This is a genomic window from Pseudomonas sp. JDS08PS003 (genome assembly GCF_045013505.1).
In the GTDB taxonomy this organism is placed as follows: domain Bacteria; phylum Pseudomonadota; class Gammaproteobacteria; order Pseudomonadales; family Pseudomonadaceae; genus Aquipseudomonas; species Aquipseudomonas protegens_B.
In genome coordinates this window covers 3,501,482-3,516,990 of the sequence record NZ_CP120724.1, presented here as the reverse complement: position 1 = coordinate 3,516,990, position 15,509 = coordinate 3,501,482, and the positions used below count along the sequence as shown (strand labels likewise).

Below are 15,509 nucleotides of genomic sequence, written 5' to 3'. Positions count from 1 at the left end.
AGTCTCCTTGTTATTTTATTTTTCGACGATGGCGGTGATACCCAGCCCGCCTGCTGCACAAACGGAAATCAGCCCGCGGCCGGAGCCGCGCTGGTGGATCGCCTTGGCCAGGGTCGCCAACAGCCGCCCGCCGGTGGCGGCAAAGGGATGCCCGCAGCCCAGGGAACCGCCGTTGACGTTGAGCTTGCTGCGATCGATGCTGCCCAGGGCGCCGTCGAGGCCGAGTTTGTCCTTGCAGTAGTCGGGGTCTTCCCAGGCCTTGAGGGTGCACAGCACCTGGGCGGCGAAAGCCTCGTGAATCTCGTAGAAATCGAAATCCTGCAAGCCCAGGCCTTCCCGGGCCAGCATGCGCGGCACCGCGTAGGCCGGGGCCATCAGCAGCCCTTCCGTGCCATCGACGAAGTTCACTGCGGCGGTTTCCCCGGTACGCAGGTAGGCCAGCACCGGCAGATTGTTCGCGGCGGCCCAGTCTTCGCTGGCCAGCAGCACCACCGAGGCACCGTCGGTGAGCGGCGTCGAGTTGCCGGCGGTCAGGGTGCCGTTGTGGCGGTCGTAGGCCGGGCCCAGGCCGGCGAGTTTCTCCAGGCTGGCATCGGCCCGCAGGTTGTTGTCCCGCGTCTGGCCCCGGTACGGGGTCATCAGGTCATCGAAAAAGCCGCGCTGGTACGCCGCATTCAACTGTTGGTGGCTGGTGAGGGCCAGTTCATCCTGGGCCAGGCGCTTGATCTGCCAGCGCTTGGCCATTGCTTCACAATGCTCGCCCATGGACAGCCCGGTGCGCGGCTCGCCGTTGCGTGGCAGCAGCGGCTTGAAGAACATCCCCGGGCGCACCTTGAGCAGGCTGCGCAACTTGTTGCCGGTGCCCTTGGCGCGGTTGGCCTGGAGTAAGGTCCGCCGCAGGCCTTCGTTGATGCCGATGGGCGCATCGGAGGTGGTGTCGGCCCCCCCGGCAATGCCCACTTCGATCTGCCCCAGGGCGATCTTGTTGGCCACCAGCAGCGCCGCTTCAAGCCCGGTGCCGCAAGCCTGCTGCACGTCGTAAGCCGGCGTCTGCGGCGACAAGGTGGTGGACAGTAGGCTTTCCCGGGCCAGGTTGAAATCCCGGGAATGCTTGATCACCGCCCCCGCCGCGAACTCCCCCAGACGCTGGCCCGACAGGCGGAAGCGATCCACCAGCCCTTGCAGCGCCGCCACCAGCAGGTCCTGGTTGCTGTCATGGGCGTACACCGTGTTGGAACGGGCAAACGGGATGCGGTTGCCACCAATGATCGCTACCCGGCGCACCGGCGCCGGATTGAAACTGTACTCAGTCATCACCGAGCTCCCCAGATAAATAGGCCGCGCATGTGGGGTTTGTCCCCCGCGTTATTGCGCACTTCGAATGCATGGCGCGGACCGTCGGGCAGGCAGTTCCACAAGGTCACTGCCGCCGGCAGGAAAATCGGCAGCTTGAACTCGCAGTCCAGCTGGGCCGCCGCCAGTGGATGGGGCGGTTGCTGCGCGGCCAGTGCCCGGCCCAGGGTCCACATGCCGTGGGCGATGGGCCGACGGAAACCGAACAGCCGAGCACCGAGCCAGGAGGTGTGAATCGGATTGAAATCGCCGCTGACCTGGGCAAAACGGCGTCCCAGGTCGCCCGCCAGACTCCAGCGCTGAGTGCGTATCAAGGCTTGCTCATCCAGCGGCAGCGAGCCTTGCCAGGGCTCGCCAATGGGCCCGCTGACGCCACGGCGCAAATACAGGCTGTCGCTTTCCCAGACCAGGCTGCCACCGCTGTGGGCCCGGGTGGCAATCGACAGGGCCTGGCCCTTGGGATGGGCCAGCCAACGCTCGGCAAACACCTCCAGGCGCAGGGCCTGCCCCTCCGCAAGCTTCTGGTACTGACGGATACGGTTGGCCAGGTGGACCATGCCGCTGGCCGGATAGGGAAACGTCGGGTGGGTCAGCAACAACAGGTGCAATGGAAAAGCCAGGGTATGGGGAAACGCCAGCGGCACTCCGTGCTCCCGGCGAAAGCCGCAAGCCTGGGCATAACGGGCGACTTCGGCGGCCTCAAGTTCCACCGCCGGGCGCACCAGACGCTCGCTAGGCAGCTTGGGGGCGGCGTCCGGTTTGGGCTTGCGCAGGCTGCGGATGCCGTCGTACAGCAACTGCCCCCGGGACGGAGGCGGTTCGATGATGCGAATGGCAGAATCGGCATTCATGGTTCAGGCCCCCAGCAGGCTTTGCCCGCAGACGCGGACCACCTGTCCATTGATCCCGCCGGAGGCCGGATGGGCCAGCCAGGCGATGGTTTCCGCTACATCCACGGCCTGACCGCCCTGGGACATGGAGTTCATGCGCCGTCCGGCCTCGCGAATCATCAGCGGGATCTTCGCGGTCATCTGGGTTTCGATAAAGCCCGGAGCCACAGCGTTGACCGTGATCTGCTGACGCGCCGCCAGAGGCCCCAGGTTCTCCACCAGGCCGATGACTCCGGCCTTGGAGGTGGCGTAGTTGCTCTGCCCGAGGTTGCCGGCGATCCCGGAAATCGACGAGACGCAGACGATCCGTCCCCCCGGGTTCAGGCCCTGGCCCTCCAGCAGCGCCTGGCTGAGCAGCAGCGGTGCTTCCAGGTTGACGGCCATGACCTTGCGCCAAGCGGCTTCGGTCATCTTCGCCAGGGTCTTGTCCTGGGTAATCCCGGCGTTGTGCACGACGATATCGAAGGCTCCGTGCTCTCCGACGAACTCCAGCAGCCGCTGCCCGGCGCCAGAAGCCGTGATGTCCAGGGCCAGGGCGCTGCCCTTGAGGCCGGCTGCCGCCTGTTGCAATTCGGCCTCGACCTGGGGAATGTCCAGGCACACCACCTGGGCGCCTTCCCGGGCCAGGACCTTGGCAATGGCCAGGCCGATGCCGCGACAGGCCCCCGTGACCAGGGCCCGACGGCCCTCCAGTGGCTGGGTCCAATCGATGTACCTGGGCACATCCACCGGCTCGCCGATGCGCACCACCTGGCCCGAGACATAGGCCGAACGACGGGACAGGAAAAACCGCAGGCTGCTGTCCAGCTCACCTTCGGCGCCGGGCTCGACATACAGCAGTTGCGCGGTAATGGCCCGGCGCAGCTCCTTGCCCAGGGACCGCACGAAACCCTCCAGGGCCCGCTGCGCCACAGCCTGGGCCAGCGCCTTGCAGTGCTCCGGCGGTGTGCCCAGCACCAGCACCCGGCCATGGGCACTCAGGCGCCGGACATTGGCGTGGAAGAAGCGGTACAGCTCATCGAGCTGGGCGATATCCGCCAGCCCGCTGGCGTCGAAGACCAGGCCCTGGACCTTCACGGTCGAGGGCGCGTTGATGCTCGCGGCCTGGGCCGCCACGGTGTCGGTGGCGGCGAAGATCCGTTGCAGCTCGCCTAAAAGGCGCCCCTCGGGCGCCGCGGCGAGGACCACCGGGTTGATCAGGTTGCCGCCCTGCCCCTCGCGGTGGCGTTGCAGCGGCACCGGTTGTGGCAGGCCGGCACGCTGGGCCAGCCAGCGGCCCCACCCGGAATTGACGAACGAAAGATAACCGTCAGACATAAAGAGATCCCGATCAGAACCAGTAGAGGGTCAATAGGCCGAGTCGCTGGCCACCACCGTGTCTTCGCTGCTGGCGGCGCGTTTGCGCGAGGCCGGCTTGGCGCTTTGCTCGAAGTGCGCCTGACGCTGTTGCAGGGCTTCCAGCAGACCGAAGTCCTGGGGGAAGTCGTCGACCTGAATCGCGTGATCGCCGTACTCCACATAACGGCCCAGCAGTTCGTCCTCCTCCTGACTGATCAACTGCTGCTCCAGGGCCTTGACCCGCCAGATGACGAACGCCTCGCGGGAGATCGGCAACGGCGCCAGGGCGCCCTGCTTGATCACCGGCTTGAGCCGGGCCTCGATCAGTTCCACTTGCGGTTGCAGGCGGAACGCCAGTTCGCCGTAGGCCAGCTTGTCGATGTCCGGCTGCGGGATGTAGGAGTCGGCCAGCAGGCGGTCGCGGGTGGCGCCCGGGGTTTGCACCAGCTCGGCCACCTCGGCCAGCAAACGGTCGCTGGGTTTGTGCTGGGGAATGCCCAGGGGGAAGCTCAGGCCACGAATAATCCGCGCCGCCGCCCTGGACGGATAGTTGTCCAGTACCTCGGCCAGGGCTTCATGGGCCCGCAGCAGGGAATCCTGGGCCGCCCAGTGCACCAGCGGCAGATCGGCCTGGGGCCGGCCATCGTCTTCGAAGCGCTTCAGTACGCAGGACAGGATGTACAGCTGGGACAGAATGTCCCCCAGGCGCCCGGTGATGCTTTCCTTGCGCTTGAGGGCACCGCCCAGCACGCCCATGGAAATGTCCGAAGCCAGGGCCAGGACCACCGACAGACGCTGGATCTGCCGGTAATAGGCGGCCAGGGCCTTGTCGGTATTGGCCGGGGCCTTGATCAGGCGGCCGCCGGTCAGCGCATGCACCGCGGCACGCACGGTGTTGGCGAAGACAAAGCTGATGTGGCCGAACATGGCGTTGTCGAACGCTTCCAGGCCTTTGCGTCCGCTATCCCGGGCGGCTTCCATTTCGCGGAACACATAAGGATGGCAACGGATCAGCCCCTGGCCGTAGATGATCAGGCAGCGGGTCATGATGTTCGCGCCTTCCACGGTGATGGCGATCGGGCTTTGCTGGTAGGCCCGGGCCAGGAAGTTGTTGGGGCCCATGCAGATGCCCTTGCCGGCGACGATGTCCATGCCGTCGTTGACGATGGCCCGGGCGCGTTCGGTGACGTGGTACTTGGCGATGGCCGAGATCACTGAAGGTTTCTCACCGGCATCCAGGGACGCCACCGAGACCTTGCGCACCGCATCGCAGGCATACAGGTGCCCGGCCATGCGCGCCAGGGGCGCCTGAACGCCTTCGAACTTGCCGATGGGCAAGCCGAACTGCTTGCGCATCGCCGCATACGCCGTGGTGCCGCGCACCGCCACCTTGCCCAGGCCGACGTTGGCCGACGGCAGGGAAATCGCCCGTCCGGCCGCCAGACACTCCATCAGCATGCGCCAGCCGTTGCCCACTTGATCGCCACCGCCGATCACCCACTCCAGGGGAATGAATACGTCCTTGCCGGTGGTCGGGCCGTTCTGGAACACCGCGTTCAGCGGCCAGTGACGACGCCCGGTATTGACCCCCGGATGGGTGGTGGGAATCAGTGCGCAGGTAATCCCCAGGCTGCCGTTGCCGCCCAGCAGGCCGTCCGGGTCTTCGGCGCGAAACGCCAGGCCCAACACCGTGGCGATGGGGCCCAGGGTGATGTAGCGCTTGTCCCAGGTGACACGAAAGCCCAGTACTTCCTGACCTTCGAACTGGCCCTTGCAGACCACCCCGACATCGGGAATCGCCCCAGCGTCGGAACCGGCATAGGGGCTGGTCAGGGCAAAGCAGGGAATGTCTTCGCCCCGGGCCAGGCGCGGCAGGTAATGCTGGCGCTGGGCCTCGGTGCCGTAGTGCAGCAGCAGCTCGGCCGGGCCCAGGGAGTTGGGCACCATCACCGAGATCGCCGCCGCCGAGCAGCGGGTGGAGAGTTTCATCACCACTTGGGAGTGAGCGTAATGGGAGAAGCCTTTGCCGCCGTATTGCTTGGGAATGATCATCCCCAGGAAACCCGCGTCCTTGGTGTATTGCCAGGCCTTGGGCGACAGGTCCTGCCAGATCTGGGTGGTTTCCCAGTCGTTGGCCATGTCGCACAGGGTTTCCACTTCGTTGTCCATGAACGCCTGTTCTTCGGCGCTCAGGCTGGCCGGGGCGGCCTGCAGCAGGCGCGGCCAGTCGGGCTTGCCGCTGAACAGCTCAGCGTCCCACCAGACCGTACCGGACTCGATGGCGGCGCGCTCGGTGTCGGACATGGCCGGCATGATCTTGCGAAACATGGCCAGGGCCTTGCGGGTGAGCAAGGCACGGCGTAGCGGCTTGATGCTCAGCAGCGCGGCCGGCGCCAGCACCAGCAGTACGCCGAGGGTCAGTCCCAGGGTGCCCACCAGATTGAACAGATAACCTGCCGCCAGCCACACCAGGCCGCTGCCCAGCCACAGGGCCGCGGCGGCCTGGCGATAGGCCAGTGCACAGGCTGCGGCGAGTCCCACCAATAACCAGACAATCATGGAATACCTCTCTTGTTCTAACGAGACAACCACTGGGAGCCCGGGCGTTGTGCCGGCCCCTCGAAGATCACCCTACAAAGGAAAGAAGCATGTTTCAAATTTTATTTTTAAATATTATTTTGAGTGTTTTCAGCAACGCACGACGGCTGAACGATGTCAGCCAAGGGTTGGAAAAGCAGGCAGGTCGAGACGGGTCCTGAAGTGACCCGCCCAGCCAACGGCAGTAGCACAATCCCTTGGTACTGCCGTTATCTCAAGACACGGATGAAGCGCGAGACCTCAGAAGTGATAGGTCGCGGAGAGACTCACCACTTCGCCCTTGGAGTCGACTTTGCCGTCCAGGCGCGAGCCGCCAAGGCGGTCCTGGTTCTGGGTGCGGATCCGCGCTTCCTTAACAAATTGCCGGGAGTAGGCACCGTCGATGGTCAGCCCGGGAATCGCCTTGATGTCGTAGCCAAAACCCAGGGAGGTGAACCAGCGATCGTTGTCCGGAATCCGCGGGTCACGGGTCTCGCCGCGAGTAGGCGTCTGGTCCAGAGCCACACCGGCACGCAGTGTCAGCTGTTCGGTGAAACGGTAATCGCCACCCACCGAGTACATCATCGAGTCTTTGTATTTGTAGGGGATCGCGATGAGGGTGTTGCCGTCGGACTTGAGCGTCAGGTCCTTGAACGACGACCACTGGGTCCACAGCGCGCTGACCCCGAGCGTGAAGCGATCATTGAACACGTGCACCCAGTCGAGACCGGCACTGGCCGGAATGTCCAATTGCGCCGAGGCATTGGCGCCATCGGGGTACAGTTTGAGCCCCGGGTAGGCGATCTCCACCAGGGATGGCCCACCGGAGGAGTCGGTGTAGGAGCGACCCAGCGCGTCGGCACGGATGTTGTACTTGCCCTCGAGCTTGTTCTTGATCTTGGCGTGATAGTTCAGCCCCAGGGTGTCCTGCTCGGTAGGCTTCCAGGTCACCCCGGTGAACCAGCCGACGGAGGTGTTATCCACCTTGACCCGCATCAGGTTGGACCCCACACCTGAAGGCGCGCCAGGCAACAGGGAGACCCCCGCCGAACCGCTCAAGTTGAGGTTCTGACTGACAAAACCGTTGGTGTGCTGAAGGATGGCGCCCAGGCCGAGGGCAAATTGATCGTTGACCTTGAACGAAAAGGAGCCCGAGACCCCCGCCGTTTCAATCTTGGTGTCCACCGCAAAATCCTGTCCCTTCCAGCCGTTGTCCCAGGTGCTGCGCATGCCCATGGGCACCACTTGAGCCAGGCCGAAGGCAAAACGATCATTGATGGGCATGACCATGAAGCCGGTCGGCAACCAGGCGGTAAAACCACCCTGGCCACCATCACCTTCAAGGGGGGTCTGGGCGAACGGATCGTCGATCGGCGAACTGGAGGCCGGCTTGCCTTGATAATCGTAGGCATTGCCTTTGTATTTCATCTTGATCCGCGCGTAATCCACGGTCATCTGTGCCACGTTTTGATCGATGAACGCCATAGCCGCCGGGTTGTTGTAGGCCGCACTGGGATCGTTCTTGAACAGCGAGCCCCCACCGAATGCCCGGCCCCAGCCGGGAGCACCAAAGGTAGGAGTAGTGAAACCACCCGCTTGCACCGGCCCGGAACTGATCAGGCCGCCCAGCACCGCCAGGCCGATAGCTGCCTGGATCTTGTGTTTCTTATTATTCATGCCCCACTCCTTATTATTATCGACCGCGATCGGCCACCACCGATCCAGGGTGTTGCAACAGGCGCCCCAAACGAGGCGCCTGTTTTTCAGCAAGTGATCAACAGGCTGAAGTCAGATCAACTTCATGGAGTTACGGTGAAGGCTGGGTTCGGGTTGACGCTCAGCGCCGTGATTTTGCAGCTGCCGACGGTTTGCGCCGAAGGAATGCTCAGCGTGTTGGTGGCGTTGTTCCAGGTGGCGTTGATGGTCACCGGAGTGCTGCTGCAGTTGGAGAGGATCTTGAAATTGACCCCGGTCACTGTGCCGGCGCTGACGCTGGAGGCGGTCAGGGTCCAAGGCAGGTTCAGCAGAACCGGTACGCCGCACAGCGAGTTGCTGCCGCCAACGGTGGCGCCAGTGATCGAGGCATTGGAGCCGTCAGCTGCCACGGTGCCAGTGAAGTTGATGTTGCAATTCACCGGGATGCCGAACGATGCCGGCGAGGATACCGAGATGGTGCCCGGTGCCGAGAAGGTCTTACCGAAGTTGGTGGAGGGTCCGATAGTGGCAGCGCTGGCCATCGACGCGGCGCCCATGCAGATGGCGAAAGAGGCTACGGATACCAGAGTCTTGATGCTTTGCATTGTTGTTTTCCTCAAGATTTAGGCAACGGTCAGTTGCCAGGGGGTTATCAGCCTTGCCAGGGGGTCGATGACGCCATCGGCTCTCCAGTTCGACCGAATTCGGTGCTGGAGCACGCTATGGCGATACCGACCCGGCCTCAGCTGCCGGCGCTTTCGGACTACTCGATCGCAAGTTCATCAGCGTCCCTCCATGGAATCTGTTGTGACTCAGGGTGCGACCCGGAAGGTGGGTGGCATCTGGATCGATACGGTCTTGATGGTGCAGCCACCTTCGAGGCTGACTTGGGCCGCCTCCAGCTTGCCGGTGCTGTTGTTCCAACTGCCTTCGGCGGTGCTTGGCCCGCAATCACCGCCCACCAGGGGGGCGTGCACGGTGACCTGGATGCCGGACATGGCGCCGCGGGTTTCGTCCTTGGCAATCAGCTTCCAGGGCAAGTGCGTGGCTTCCACCTGGCCACACTTGAGGCCGCCACTGAAGTCGACTTTCTCGACGCTGGCGAAGCTGCCGTCGGGGCTGACCTTGCCGCTGACCTGGATGGTGCAGTCGGCATTGATGATGCTCTTGGCGAAGCTGATGGGCCCCTTGGCGGTGAACTCGGTGTTGGCCGGCTCGATGCGCGCCGCTTCGGCGGCGCCCATCAGCGACACACCCACCATGACCACGAACAGACGGGCAGCGAGCAGAGGTGAAATAGACATCCGTGACTTCCTTACAGTTGCTTATTGTTGTTGTCGGTCAACGTGCTAAAGGACTTCTGTGTTGCGGGGCTCACCCTTCAAGCAGGCAAACGCAGGCGGTTCACGGCCACTTGAAGGGGTGAGCGGTACAACTAAAGAGCGGTGTCTGAATCGGTGTCGGTGAAACCGTATTGCTTGAGCAGTTCGGCGCGCTTGGCCGGGTGCAGGTTGGCCAACCGTACATCCCCCGAGTAGTGGGCCAGGACCCGATGGTCCATCAGCCGCCGCCAGAGCGCCGGCACATAGGCCCAGACAATCATCGTGGCGTAGCCATAGGGCAGTTGCGGCGACTCGTCGAAGTGGCGCAGGGCCTGATACGACCGGGTCGGGTTGGCATGGTGGTCGGAGTGACGCTGCAGCTGGAACAGGAAGATGTTGGTGACGATGCGGTTGCTGTTCCAGGAATGGCGTGGCGAGCAGCGCTCGTAGCGGCCATTGGGCTGTTTCTGCCGCAGCAGGCCGTAGTGTTCGACGTAGTTCACCACTTCCAGCAGGGAGAAACCGTAGATGCCCTGAATCACCAGGAAGGGAATCACCGCCGCGCCGAGCCAGGCAATCAGCCCACCCCAGAGCACCACGCTGTACAGCCAGGCACTGAGCACGCCGTTCTTCCAGTGCAGGGTCGGCAGCCCGAGTTTGTGCAGACGCTCGCTTTCCAGGTGCCAGGCCGAACGCAGGCTGAACCACACGGTGCGCGGCAGGAAGCTCCAGAAGGATTCGCCAAGACGGGAGCTGGCGGGATCTTCAGGAGTCGCCACGCGAACGTGATGGCCACGGTTGTGCTCGACGAAGAAGTGCCCGTAGAAAGTCGAAGCCAGGGCCAGCTTGGCCAGGAACTTGGACATCCCGCGATTCTTGTGCCCCAGCTCATGGGCGATGTTGATGGCGATGCCAGTGGCGGCACCGGTGGACATGGCCATGCCCAGGTAAGTGAACCAGCCGACGCTGCCATGCAGTTGCGCACGCTCGGTCAGAAAGGCCGCGAAGCTCGCCAGGCTGCCCTGCAGGTGCAACTGTTCACTCAGTTGCAACAAGCCACCGGCCATGATCCAGTCGACACCCTGGATGGCCATCCAGGCGGTAAACACCAGGGACGCCACCGAGAGTACGGCGCAGCTGTAGACGATAAAGCGGTAGTAGGGTTGTTTTTCCAGATCGGGAACCGCGGATTCCGGCGGGTTGCTGGCGTCCTCTCCGAGCAGGCCGTCAATCAGCGGAATCAGACCGAAGATCACCACCACCCCACTCCACCAGAACACCTGGACACCGGTGGTCAGCGCGAACAGACCAGCCAGCAGAGGGGTGATCATCGGCAAGGTGCCCAGCCACCAGAGGTGCCGCTTGCCATCGGTCCAGACGCCGGTTGCCGCCACGGAAACAGTCATGGCAGCCTCCGCAGGATGGCCGTCGGCAGGGATGCTATAAAGGACAGCGCGATAGCGCTGTACGGAGCGTGGACAGATGAAAAAACAAAAGCGTGAAATGGCGTTATTTTCATTATTTTAATCGCTCAATTGCACTTTCAAAAAAAACATTAAAAACATTTTTTTAAAAAAATAGCTCGGGTTCGTTAGCTCGTCAACTATTTTCTCGGCTTGTTTTGAATGTCGCCCGTGAAGCGTTTACAGCTGCTGCCAGAGTCGTTGCGCGACGATCGGAATCGCCCCCCACAACGCCCCTAGCCTGCTCGTGATGCCGCGAACGGCGGGTGCAGCACGGTGGCGCTGCGCTGCGGTGCAGCCTGGGAAGCAATGTGCTCGACCATGGCCACCACCCGCTCGACGGCGCTGATGGGCAGCATGTGCCCCCGACCTTGAACGATCTCAAGTTGCAGCCCTGGCACCTTGCCCACCATGGCCTCGCCATGCCGGCGGTAATTGAGTATCGAGTCCGCCGAACCATAGATCAGGCCCACCGGCAGCTTCAGGCTGGGGTAGTGCTTGACCATGCCCGGCAAAGCGCGATTGACCACCGCGATCTCGCTGGAGGCGTTATAGAAGTTGTCCGAACGCATGCCCAGCAAGCCGCCGCCACGCTCGGCGAAGTCTTCGGGCACCGGGTCCGGCGCGAATATCGCCTTCACCAGGCCACGACGCCCGAGCATGGCCATGGGGGCCGCCAGGGTCAGGGACATCCAGCGCCGCAGGAAGGCCGGACGCACTCCCAGGGACAGGAACACCCAGGGCAGCATGCGTTGCGGATGGGTCAAGGGCGCCACCAGGATCAGCCCGGACACCGACTGCGGATGATCCAGCGCCAAAGACAGGGCCACGGCGCCGCCCAGGGAATGCCCGAGTACCAGCGGCTGCCCCAAGTCCAGGGTGCGAATGAACTTGGCCACCAGACTGGCCTGGGCCGGCAGGTCCGCCGGCGCCCCCCGGGCCCGAGTGGAATAGCCTGAGCCGGGGCGATCAAGGGTGATCACCCGGAACCGCTCGCGCAGTTGCGGCGCCAGGGAGTGGGTCAGGTTGCGACCGCAGCCGGACAGGCCATGGATCATCAGCAGTGCCGGGCCGCGCCCCTCGTCGGTGTAATGCAGGCGTTCACCACCGACTTCCAGAAAGCGTCCGTTGATCGGGACCTGACGTTCGATCCTGCGGTTGATGCGAAAGCTCACCACCCAGAGCACCGCGCTGACCACCAGGAATACCGCTGCCGCTACCAGCCACTCCATAACCCGTCCCCTCAGCTTCCCTGCGCCGCACTGCAGGATCAGGATGATCCGCAGCAGTGGCTGTCGCCTTGGCCGGGTACCGCCTGTGGCGTCTCATCCCAGGTCCGGATGAGCCCTGCAAGATCCACAAGCGAATGGCGCAGGTGACATTTCCAGGTGATTTATTTAAATTAATTTTTAAAACATTATTTTAAATTGTGCAATCCTGAGATTTCACTCACCGACGAAAGTCACCCCAAGCGTCACCACAATCGAGGTACACACCATGAATGCGTACTCGCCACCCAACGACCCCGAGGTCGTTGACATCGCCATCATCGGCGCCGGCTTCGCCGGGCTGTGCATGGCGATCAAGCTCAAGCAAGCCGGGCAGCAAGACTTCCTGGTCGCCGAACAAGCCGCGTCCCTGGGGGGCACCTGGCGCGACAATCACTACCCCGGCTGCGCCTGCGACGTGCAATCCCACGTTTACTCCTTTTCCTTCGCGCCCAACCCGAACTGGACCCGGCAGTTCGCGCCCCAGGCGGAAATCCGCGAGTACCTGGAGAACTGCGCCAGGGACTTCGCCCTGGCGCCCTTTCTGCACTTCAACATGGGCCTGGAGCAGGCGGTCTTCGATGAGGTTTCCGAGCGTTGGCAACTGACGTTCGGCAATGGCCGCAAGGTCAGCGCACGCGTGCTGGTGTCCGGCATGGGGGGCCTGTCGCGTCCGGCGATCCCGCAGATTCCCGGCCTGGAAACCTTCACCGGCAAGCGCTTCCACTCCCAGCAGTGGGACCATCGCTACTCACTGCAAGGCAAACGCGTGGCGGTGATAGGCACCGGCGCCAGCGCCATCCAGTTCGTCCCGAAAATCGCTCCCCGGGTGGCTCAGCTCAAGCTGTTCCAGCGCACCCCACCGTGGATCATGCCCAAGCCCGACCGCGAGCTCAGTGCGGCCGAACGCTGGGCTTTCAAGCACCTGCCCTTCACCCAGCGGCTGGTGCGCTCGGCGCTGTACTGGGCCCTGGAAAGCCGGGTGATCGCCTTCGCCCGTCGGCCGAAACTGATGCAAGTGGTGCAGCGCGTGGCTCTGCGCCATCTGCGCAAACAGGTGCCCGACCCGCTCCTGCGCCAACGCCTGACGCCCGACTACACCATCGGCTGCAAGCGCATCCTGATTTCCAACGACTACTACCCGGCCCTGTCCCGGGGCAATGTGGCGGTCATCGGCGATGCCATCCAGCGCATCGACAGCGATGCGGTGATCACCGCCGACGGCACCCGACATCCGGTGGACTGCATCATCTTCGGCACCGGTTTCCAGGCCACCGACCCGATCCCCCAGGGCCTGCTCTTCGGCCGCCAGGGCCAGGACCTGATGGCCGCCTGGTCCGGGGGGGCCCATGCCTATCTCGGCACCTGCCTGCCGGGCTTTCCCAACTTGTTCATGATCGTCGGGCCCAATACCGGCCTTGGGCACAACTCGATGATCCTGATGATCGAGGCCCAGGTGGACTACATCCTCAAGGCGCTGGAGCGGATGCGTCTGGACGGCATCGCCAGCCTGGAGGTCAAGCCCCAGGTCGAGAGCCAGTACAACCAGCGCCTGCAACAACGTCTGGCCGGGGCCATCTGGTCCACCGGCGGTTGCCGCAGCTGGTACCTGGACCCCCGTAGCGGGCAGAACACCACCCTCTGGCCCGGCTCTACCTGGAGCTTCAGGAAGACCGTGCAGCACTTCCAGCTCCAGGACTACCTGACCACTCACCTGCTCCATCCCGGGATTGCCGCCACGCCGGCTGCAACACGCCCGCTGAACCTGCAAGAGGCCGCCATCGATGAAAAATTTTAACGGTAAAGTCGCGGCCATCACCGGCGCCGCCTCCGGCATGGGCCGCGCCCTGGCCATTGCCCTGGCCCGCGAGGGTTGCCACCTGGCCCTGGCCGACAAGAACCCCCAGGGGCTGGCGCAGACCGTGGCCCAGGCCCGAGCCGCAACCCTGCTGCCATTGCGCATCAGCAGCCAGGAACTGGACGTCGGCGACCGCCAGGCAATGTTCGCCTGGGCCGCCGCCAGCGCCGCCGAACACGGGCAGATCAACCTGATCTTCAACAATGCCGGCGTGGCCCTGTCCAGCACCGTGGAAGGTTCGAGCCTGGCGGACCTGGAGTGGATCGTCGACGTCAATTTCTGGGGCGTGGTCCACGGCACCCAGGCCTTCCTGCCCTACCTCAAGCAATCCGGCGACGGTCACATCATCAACACCTCCAGCGTCTTCGGCCTGTTCTCCCAACCGGGCATGAGCGGCTACAACGCCACCAAGTTCGCCGTACGCGGCTTTACCGAGTCCCTGCGCCAAGAGCTGGACCTGCAAGGCAACGGCGTCTCTGCCACCTGCGTGCACCCGGGCGGCATCCGCACCGACATCGCCCGCACCAGCCGCATCAGCGACAACGTCAAGGGGTTCCTGATCGACAACGAACAGCAGGCCCGGGACGACTTCGAAAAGCTCTTCATCACCTCGGCCGAAACCGCCGCCAAGGTGATCCTGCTCGGGGTGCGCAAGAACAAGCGCCGGGTACTGATCGGCCGCGACGCGCACTTCCTCGATCTGTTTGTGCGCCTGCTGCCCGGCGCCTATCAGGCCCTGGTGGTGTGGATCAGCCGGCGCATGGCGCCCAAGCCGGGCCAGGAACGGCCGGCGGTCTACGAGGCCCAGGACGAGCGCGGCCTGTAGCGCCGCGTACCCATTTCATGTCTAGAGGAGCGCCAGCCATGCTGCCCATCCGCCGCGACATCAAGGTCGAACTGCCTGCCGAACGTGCCTGCGACTGGCACGAACAAGGCAGCCACGTGAGTCACTTCTTCAATGCCCTGTCCCTGCTGTTTCCTGCCGGCGAGCTGTTCTTCATGGACAGCGTGCGCCATTACCGCGAGCAGATTCACGACCCCGAGCTCAAGCGCGAGATCCAGGGCTTCATCGGCCAGGAAGCCATGCACAGCCGCGAGCACGTGCGCTACAACGACTTGCTGCAGGACGCCGGGCTGCCGGCCCATTTGCTCGACCGGCGGCTGCGGATGATCCTCGACTTCCAGAAAAAGCACTTCCCGGCGGCCTTCAACCTGGCCATCACCGTGGCCCTGGAACACTACACGGCGATCCTCGCCGACCTGCTACTGCGCGACCCCAGCCTCTTCGGCGATTCGGTGGCGGGCTATCGGCAGATGTGGCTGTGGCACGCCCTGGAGGAAACCGAACACAAATCGGTGTCCTACGACGTCTTCAACAGCGTGCTCAAGCCCGGGCCCAAGCGCTACCTGATCCGCACCGGGACCATGCTCTTCACCACCCTGACCTTCTGGCTGGTGGTGTTCGACTTCCATGTGCGCATGCTCATCGCCGACCGGCGTCGTGGTGGCCACTGGCGGGGCTTGTGGCAGGTGATCAAGTACCTCTACGGCCCCAAGGGTGTGTTCCCGCGCATCGCCCTGCCCTGGCTGCAGTTCTTCAAACCGGGCTTCCATCCCTGGGATCACGACAACCGCGAGCAGCTGCAACGCATCGACGGCCTGGTCCAGGACATCGAGCGCACCCGGGCCGCCGCAGCCAAGTGAGCGGCCAAATGAGCGGCCAAGTGGACAGCCATGACACGCGG

The 15,509-nt window shown here is 63.8% G+C and carries 12 protein-coding genes; 3 read left to right on the top strand and 9 right to left on the bottom strand.

Annotation, left to right across the window (positions count from 1 at the left end):
• Window positions 1–15: 15 nt before the first annotated feature.
• From P7C00_RS15830 to P7C00_RS15790, 9 genes are all read right to left on the bottom strand, one after another.
• The gene (locus P7C00_RS15830; RefSeq protein ID WP_404939857.1) at window positions 16–1,314 is read right to left on the bottom strand and encodes an acetyl-CoA C-acetyltransferase; all 1,299 of its coding nucleotides are present in this window, start codon (window positions 1,312–1,314) and stop codon (window positions 16–18) included.
• The gene (locus P7C00_RS15825) at window positions 1,314–2,204 is read right to left on the bottom strand and encodes a MaoC/PaaZ C-terminal domain-containing protein (RefSeq protein ID WP_346632930.1); all 891 of its coding nucleotides are present in this window, start codon (window positions 2,202–2,204) and stop codon (window positions 1,314–1,316) included. The genes P7C00_RS15830 and P7C00_RS15825 overlap by 1 nt, the downstream gene beginning before the upstream one ends.
• Window positions 2,205–2,207: 3 nt before the next feature.
• Window positions 2,208–3,560: a 3-oxoacyl-ACP reductase gene (locus P7C00_RS15820; RefSeq protein ID WP_404939855.1), complete on the bottom strand. Its 1,353-nt coding sequence runs from the start codon at window positions 3,558–3,560 to the stop codon at window positions 2,208–2,210.
• A gap of 30 nt (window positions 3,561–3,590) precedes the next feature.
• A complete protein-coding gene (locus tag P7C00_RS15815; protein WP_404939853.1) occupies window positions 3,591–6,140 on the bottom strand; it encodes an acyl-CoA dehydrogenase in 2,550 nt (849 codons plus the stop codon).
• Window positions 6,141–6,419: 279 nt separating this feature from the next.
• The gene (locus tag P7C00_RS15810; RefSeq protein ID WP_404939851.1) at window positions 6,420–7,835 is read right to left on the bottom strand and encodes an outer membrane protein transport protein; all 1,416 of its coding nucleotides are present in this window, start codon (window positions 7,833–7,835) and stop codon (window positions 6,420–6,422) included.
• Window positions 7,836–7,957: 122 nt separating this feature from the next.
• Window positions 7,958–8,458 carry an alkane oxidation protein activator PraB gene (praB, locus tag P7C00_RS15805; RefSeq protein ID WP_346632926.1) on the bottom strand — a complete coding sequence of 167 codons (501 nt, stop codon included), beginning with the start codon at window positions 8,456–8,458 and terminating at the stop codon, window positions 7,958–7,960.
• A gap of 207 nt (window positions 8,459–8,665) precedes the next feature.
• A complete protein-coding gene (praA, locus tag P7C00_RS15800) occupies window positions 8,666–9,115 on the bottom strand; it encodes an alkane oxidation protein activator PraA (RefSeq protein WP_404939999.1) in 450 nt (149 codons plus the stop codon).
• A 173-nt stretch (window positions 9,116–9,288) separates the two neighbouring features.
• Window positions 9,289–10,581: an alkane 1-monooxygenase gene (locus P7C00_RS15795; protein ID WP_404939849.1), complete on the bottom strand. Its 1,293-nt coding sequence runs from the start codon at window positions 10,579–10,581 to the stop codon at window positions 9,289–9,291.
• Between the two features lie 293 nt (window positions 10,582–10,874).
• The gene (locus tag P7C00_RS15790; protein WP_404939847.1) at window positions 10,875–11,870 is read right to left on the bottom strand and encodes an alpha/beta fold hydrolase; all 996 of its coding nucleotides are present in this window, start codon (window positions 11,868–11,870) and stop codon (window positions 10,875–10,877) included.
• Window positions 11,871–12,135: 265 nt separating this feature from the next.
• Here P7C00_RS15790 and P7C00_RS15785 point away from each other — a divergent pair, with 265 nt between their 5' ends.
• The 3 genes from P7C00_RS15785 to P7C00_RS15775 are packed head-to-tail and all read left to right on the top strand — an operon-like array spanning window position 12,136 to window position 15,468.
• Window positions 12,136–13,704 carry a flavin-containing monooxygenase gene (locus tag P7C00_RS15785; protein WP_404939845.1) on the top strand — a complete coding sequence of 523 codons (1,569 nt, stop codon included), beginning with the start codon at window positions 12,136–12,138 and terminating at the stop codon, window positions 13,702–13,704.
• Entirely contained in the window at window positions 13,691–14,590 is a 900-nt protein-coding gene (locus P7C00_RS15780) for an SDR family NAD(P)-dependent oxidoreductase (protein ID WP_346632921.1), read from the top strand. Before P7C00_RS15785 ends, P7C00_RS15780 begins: the two co-directional genes overlap by 14 nt.
• A gap of 38 nt (window positions 14,591–14,628) precedes the next feature.
• Window positions 14,629–15,468, top strand: a complete 840-nt coding sequence (locus P7C00_RS15775) for a metal-dependent hydrolase (RefSeq protein ID WP_404939843.1) — start codon at window positions 14,629–14,631, stop codon at window positions 15,466–15,468.
• Window positions 15,469–15,509 lie beyond the last annotated feature (41 nt).

Coding starts and splice junctions, on each gene's coding strand:
- P7C00_RS15830 (WP_404939857.1), bottom strand. CDS start 1,314: ATGACTGAGTACAGTTTCAATCCGGCGCCGGTGCGCCGGGTAGCGATC.
- P7C00_RS15825 (WP_346632930.1), bottom strand. CDS start 2,204: ATGAATGCCGATTCTGCCATTCGCATCATCGAACCGCCTCCGTCCCGG.
- P7C00_RS15820 (WP_404939855.1), bottom strand. CDS start 3,560: ATGTCTGACGGTTATCTTTCGTTCGTCAATTCCGGGTGGGGCCGCTGG.
- P7C00_RS15815 (WP_404939853.1), bottom strand. CDS start 6,140: ATGATTGTCTGGTTATTGGTGGGACTCGCCGCAGCCTGTGCACTGGCC.
- P7C00_RS15810 (WP_404939851.1), bottom strand. CDS start 7,835: ATGAATAATAAGAAACACAAGATCCAGGCAGCTATCGGCCTGGCGGTG.
- praB (WP_346632926.1), bottom strand. CDS start 8,458: ATGCAAAGCATCAAGACTCTGGTATCCGTAGCCTCTTTCGCCATCTGC.
- praA (WP_404939999.1), bottom strand. CDS start 9,115: ATGGTGGGTGTGTCGCTGATGGGCGCCGCCGAAGCGGCGCGCATCGAG.
- P7C00_RS15795 (WP_404939849.1), bottom strand. CDS start 10,581: ATGACTGTTTCCGTGGCGGCAACCGGCGTCTGGACCGATGGCAAGCGG.
- P7C00_RS15790 (WP_404939847.1), bottom strand. CDS start 11,870: ATGGAGTGGCTGGTAGCGGCAGCGGTATTCCTGGTGGTCAGCGCGGTG.
- P7C00_RS15785 (WP_404939845.1), top strand. CDS start 12,136: ATGAATGCGTACTCGCCACCCAACGACCCCGAGGTCGTTGACATCGCC.
- P7C00_RS15780 (WP_346632921.1), top strand. CDS start 13,691: ATGAAAAATTTTAACGGTAAAGTCGCGGCCATCACCGGCGCCGCCTCC.
- P7C00_RS15775 (WP_404939843.1), top strand. CDS start 14,629: ATGCTGCCCATCCGCCGCGACATCAAGGTCGAACTGCCTGCCGAACGT.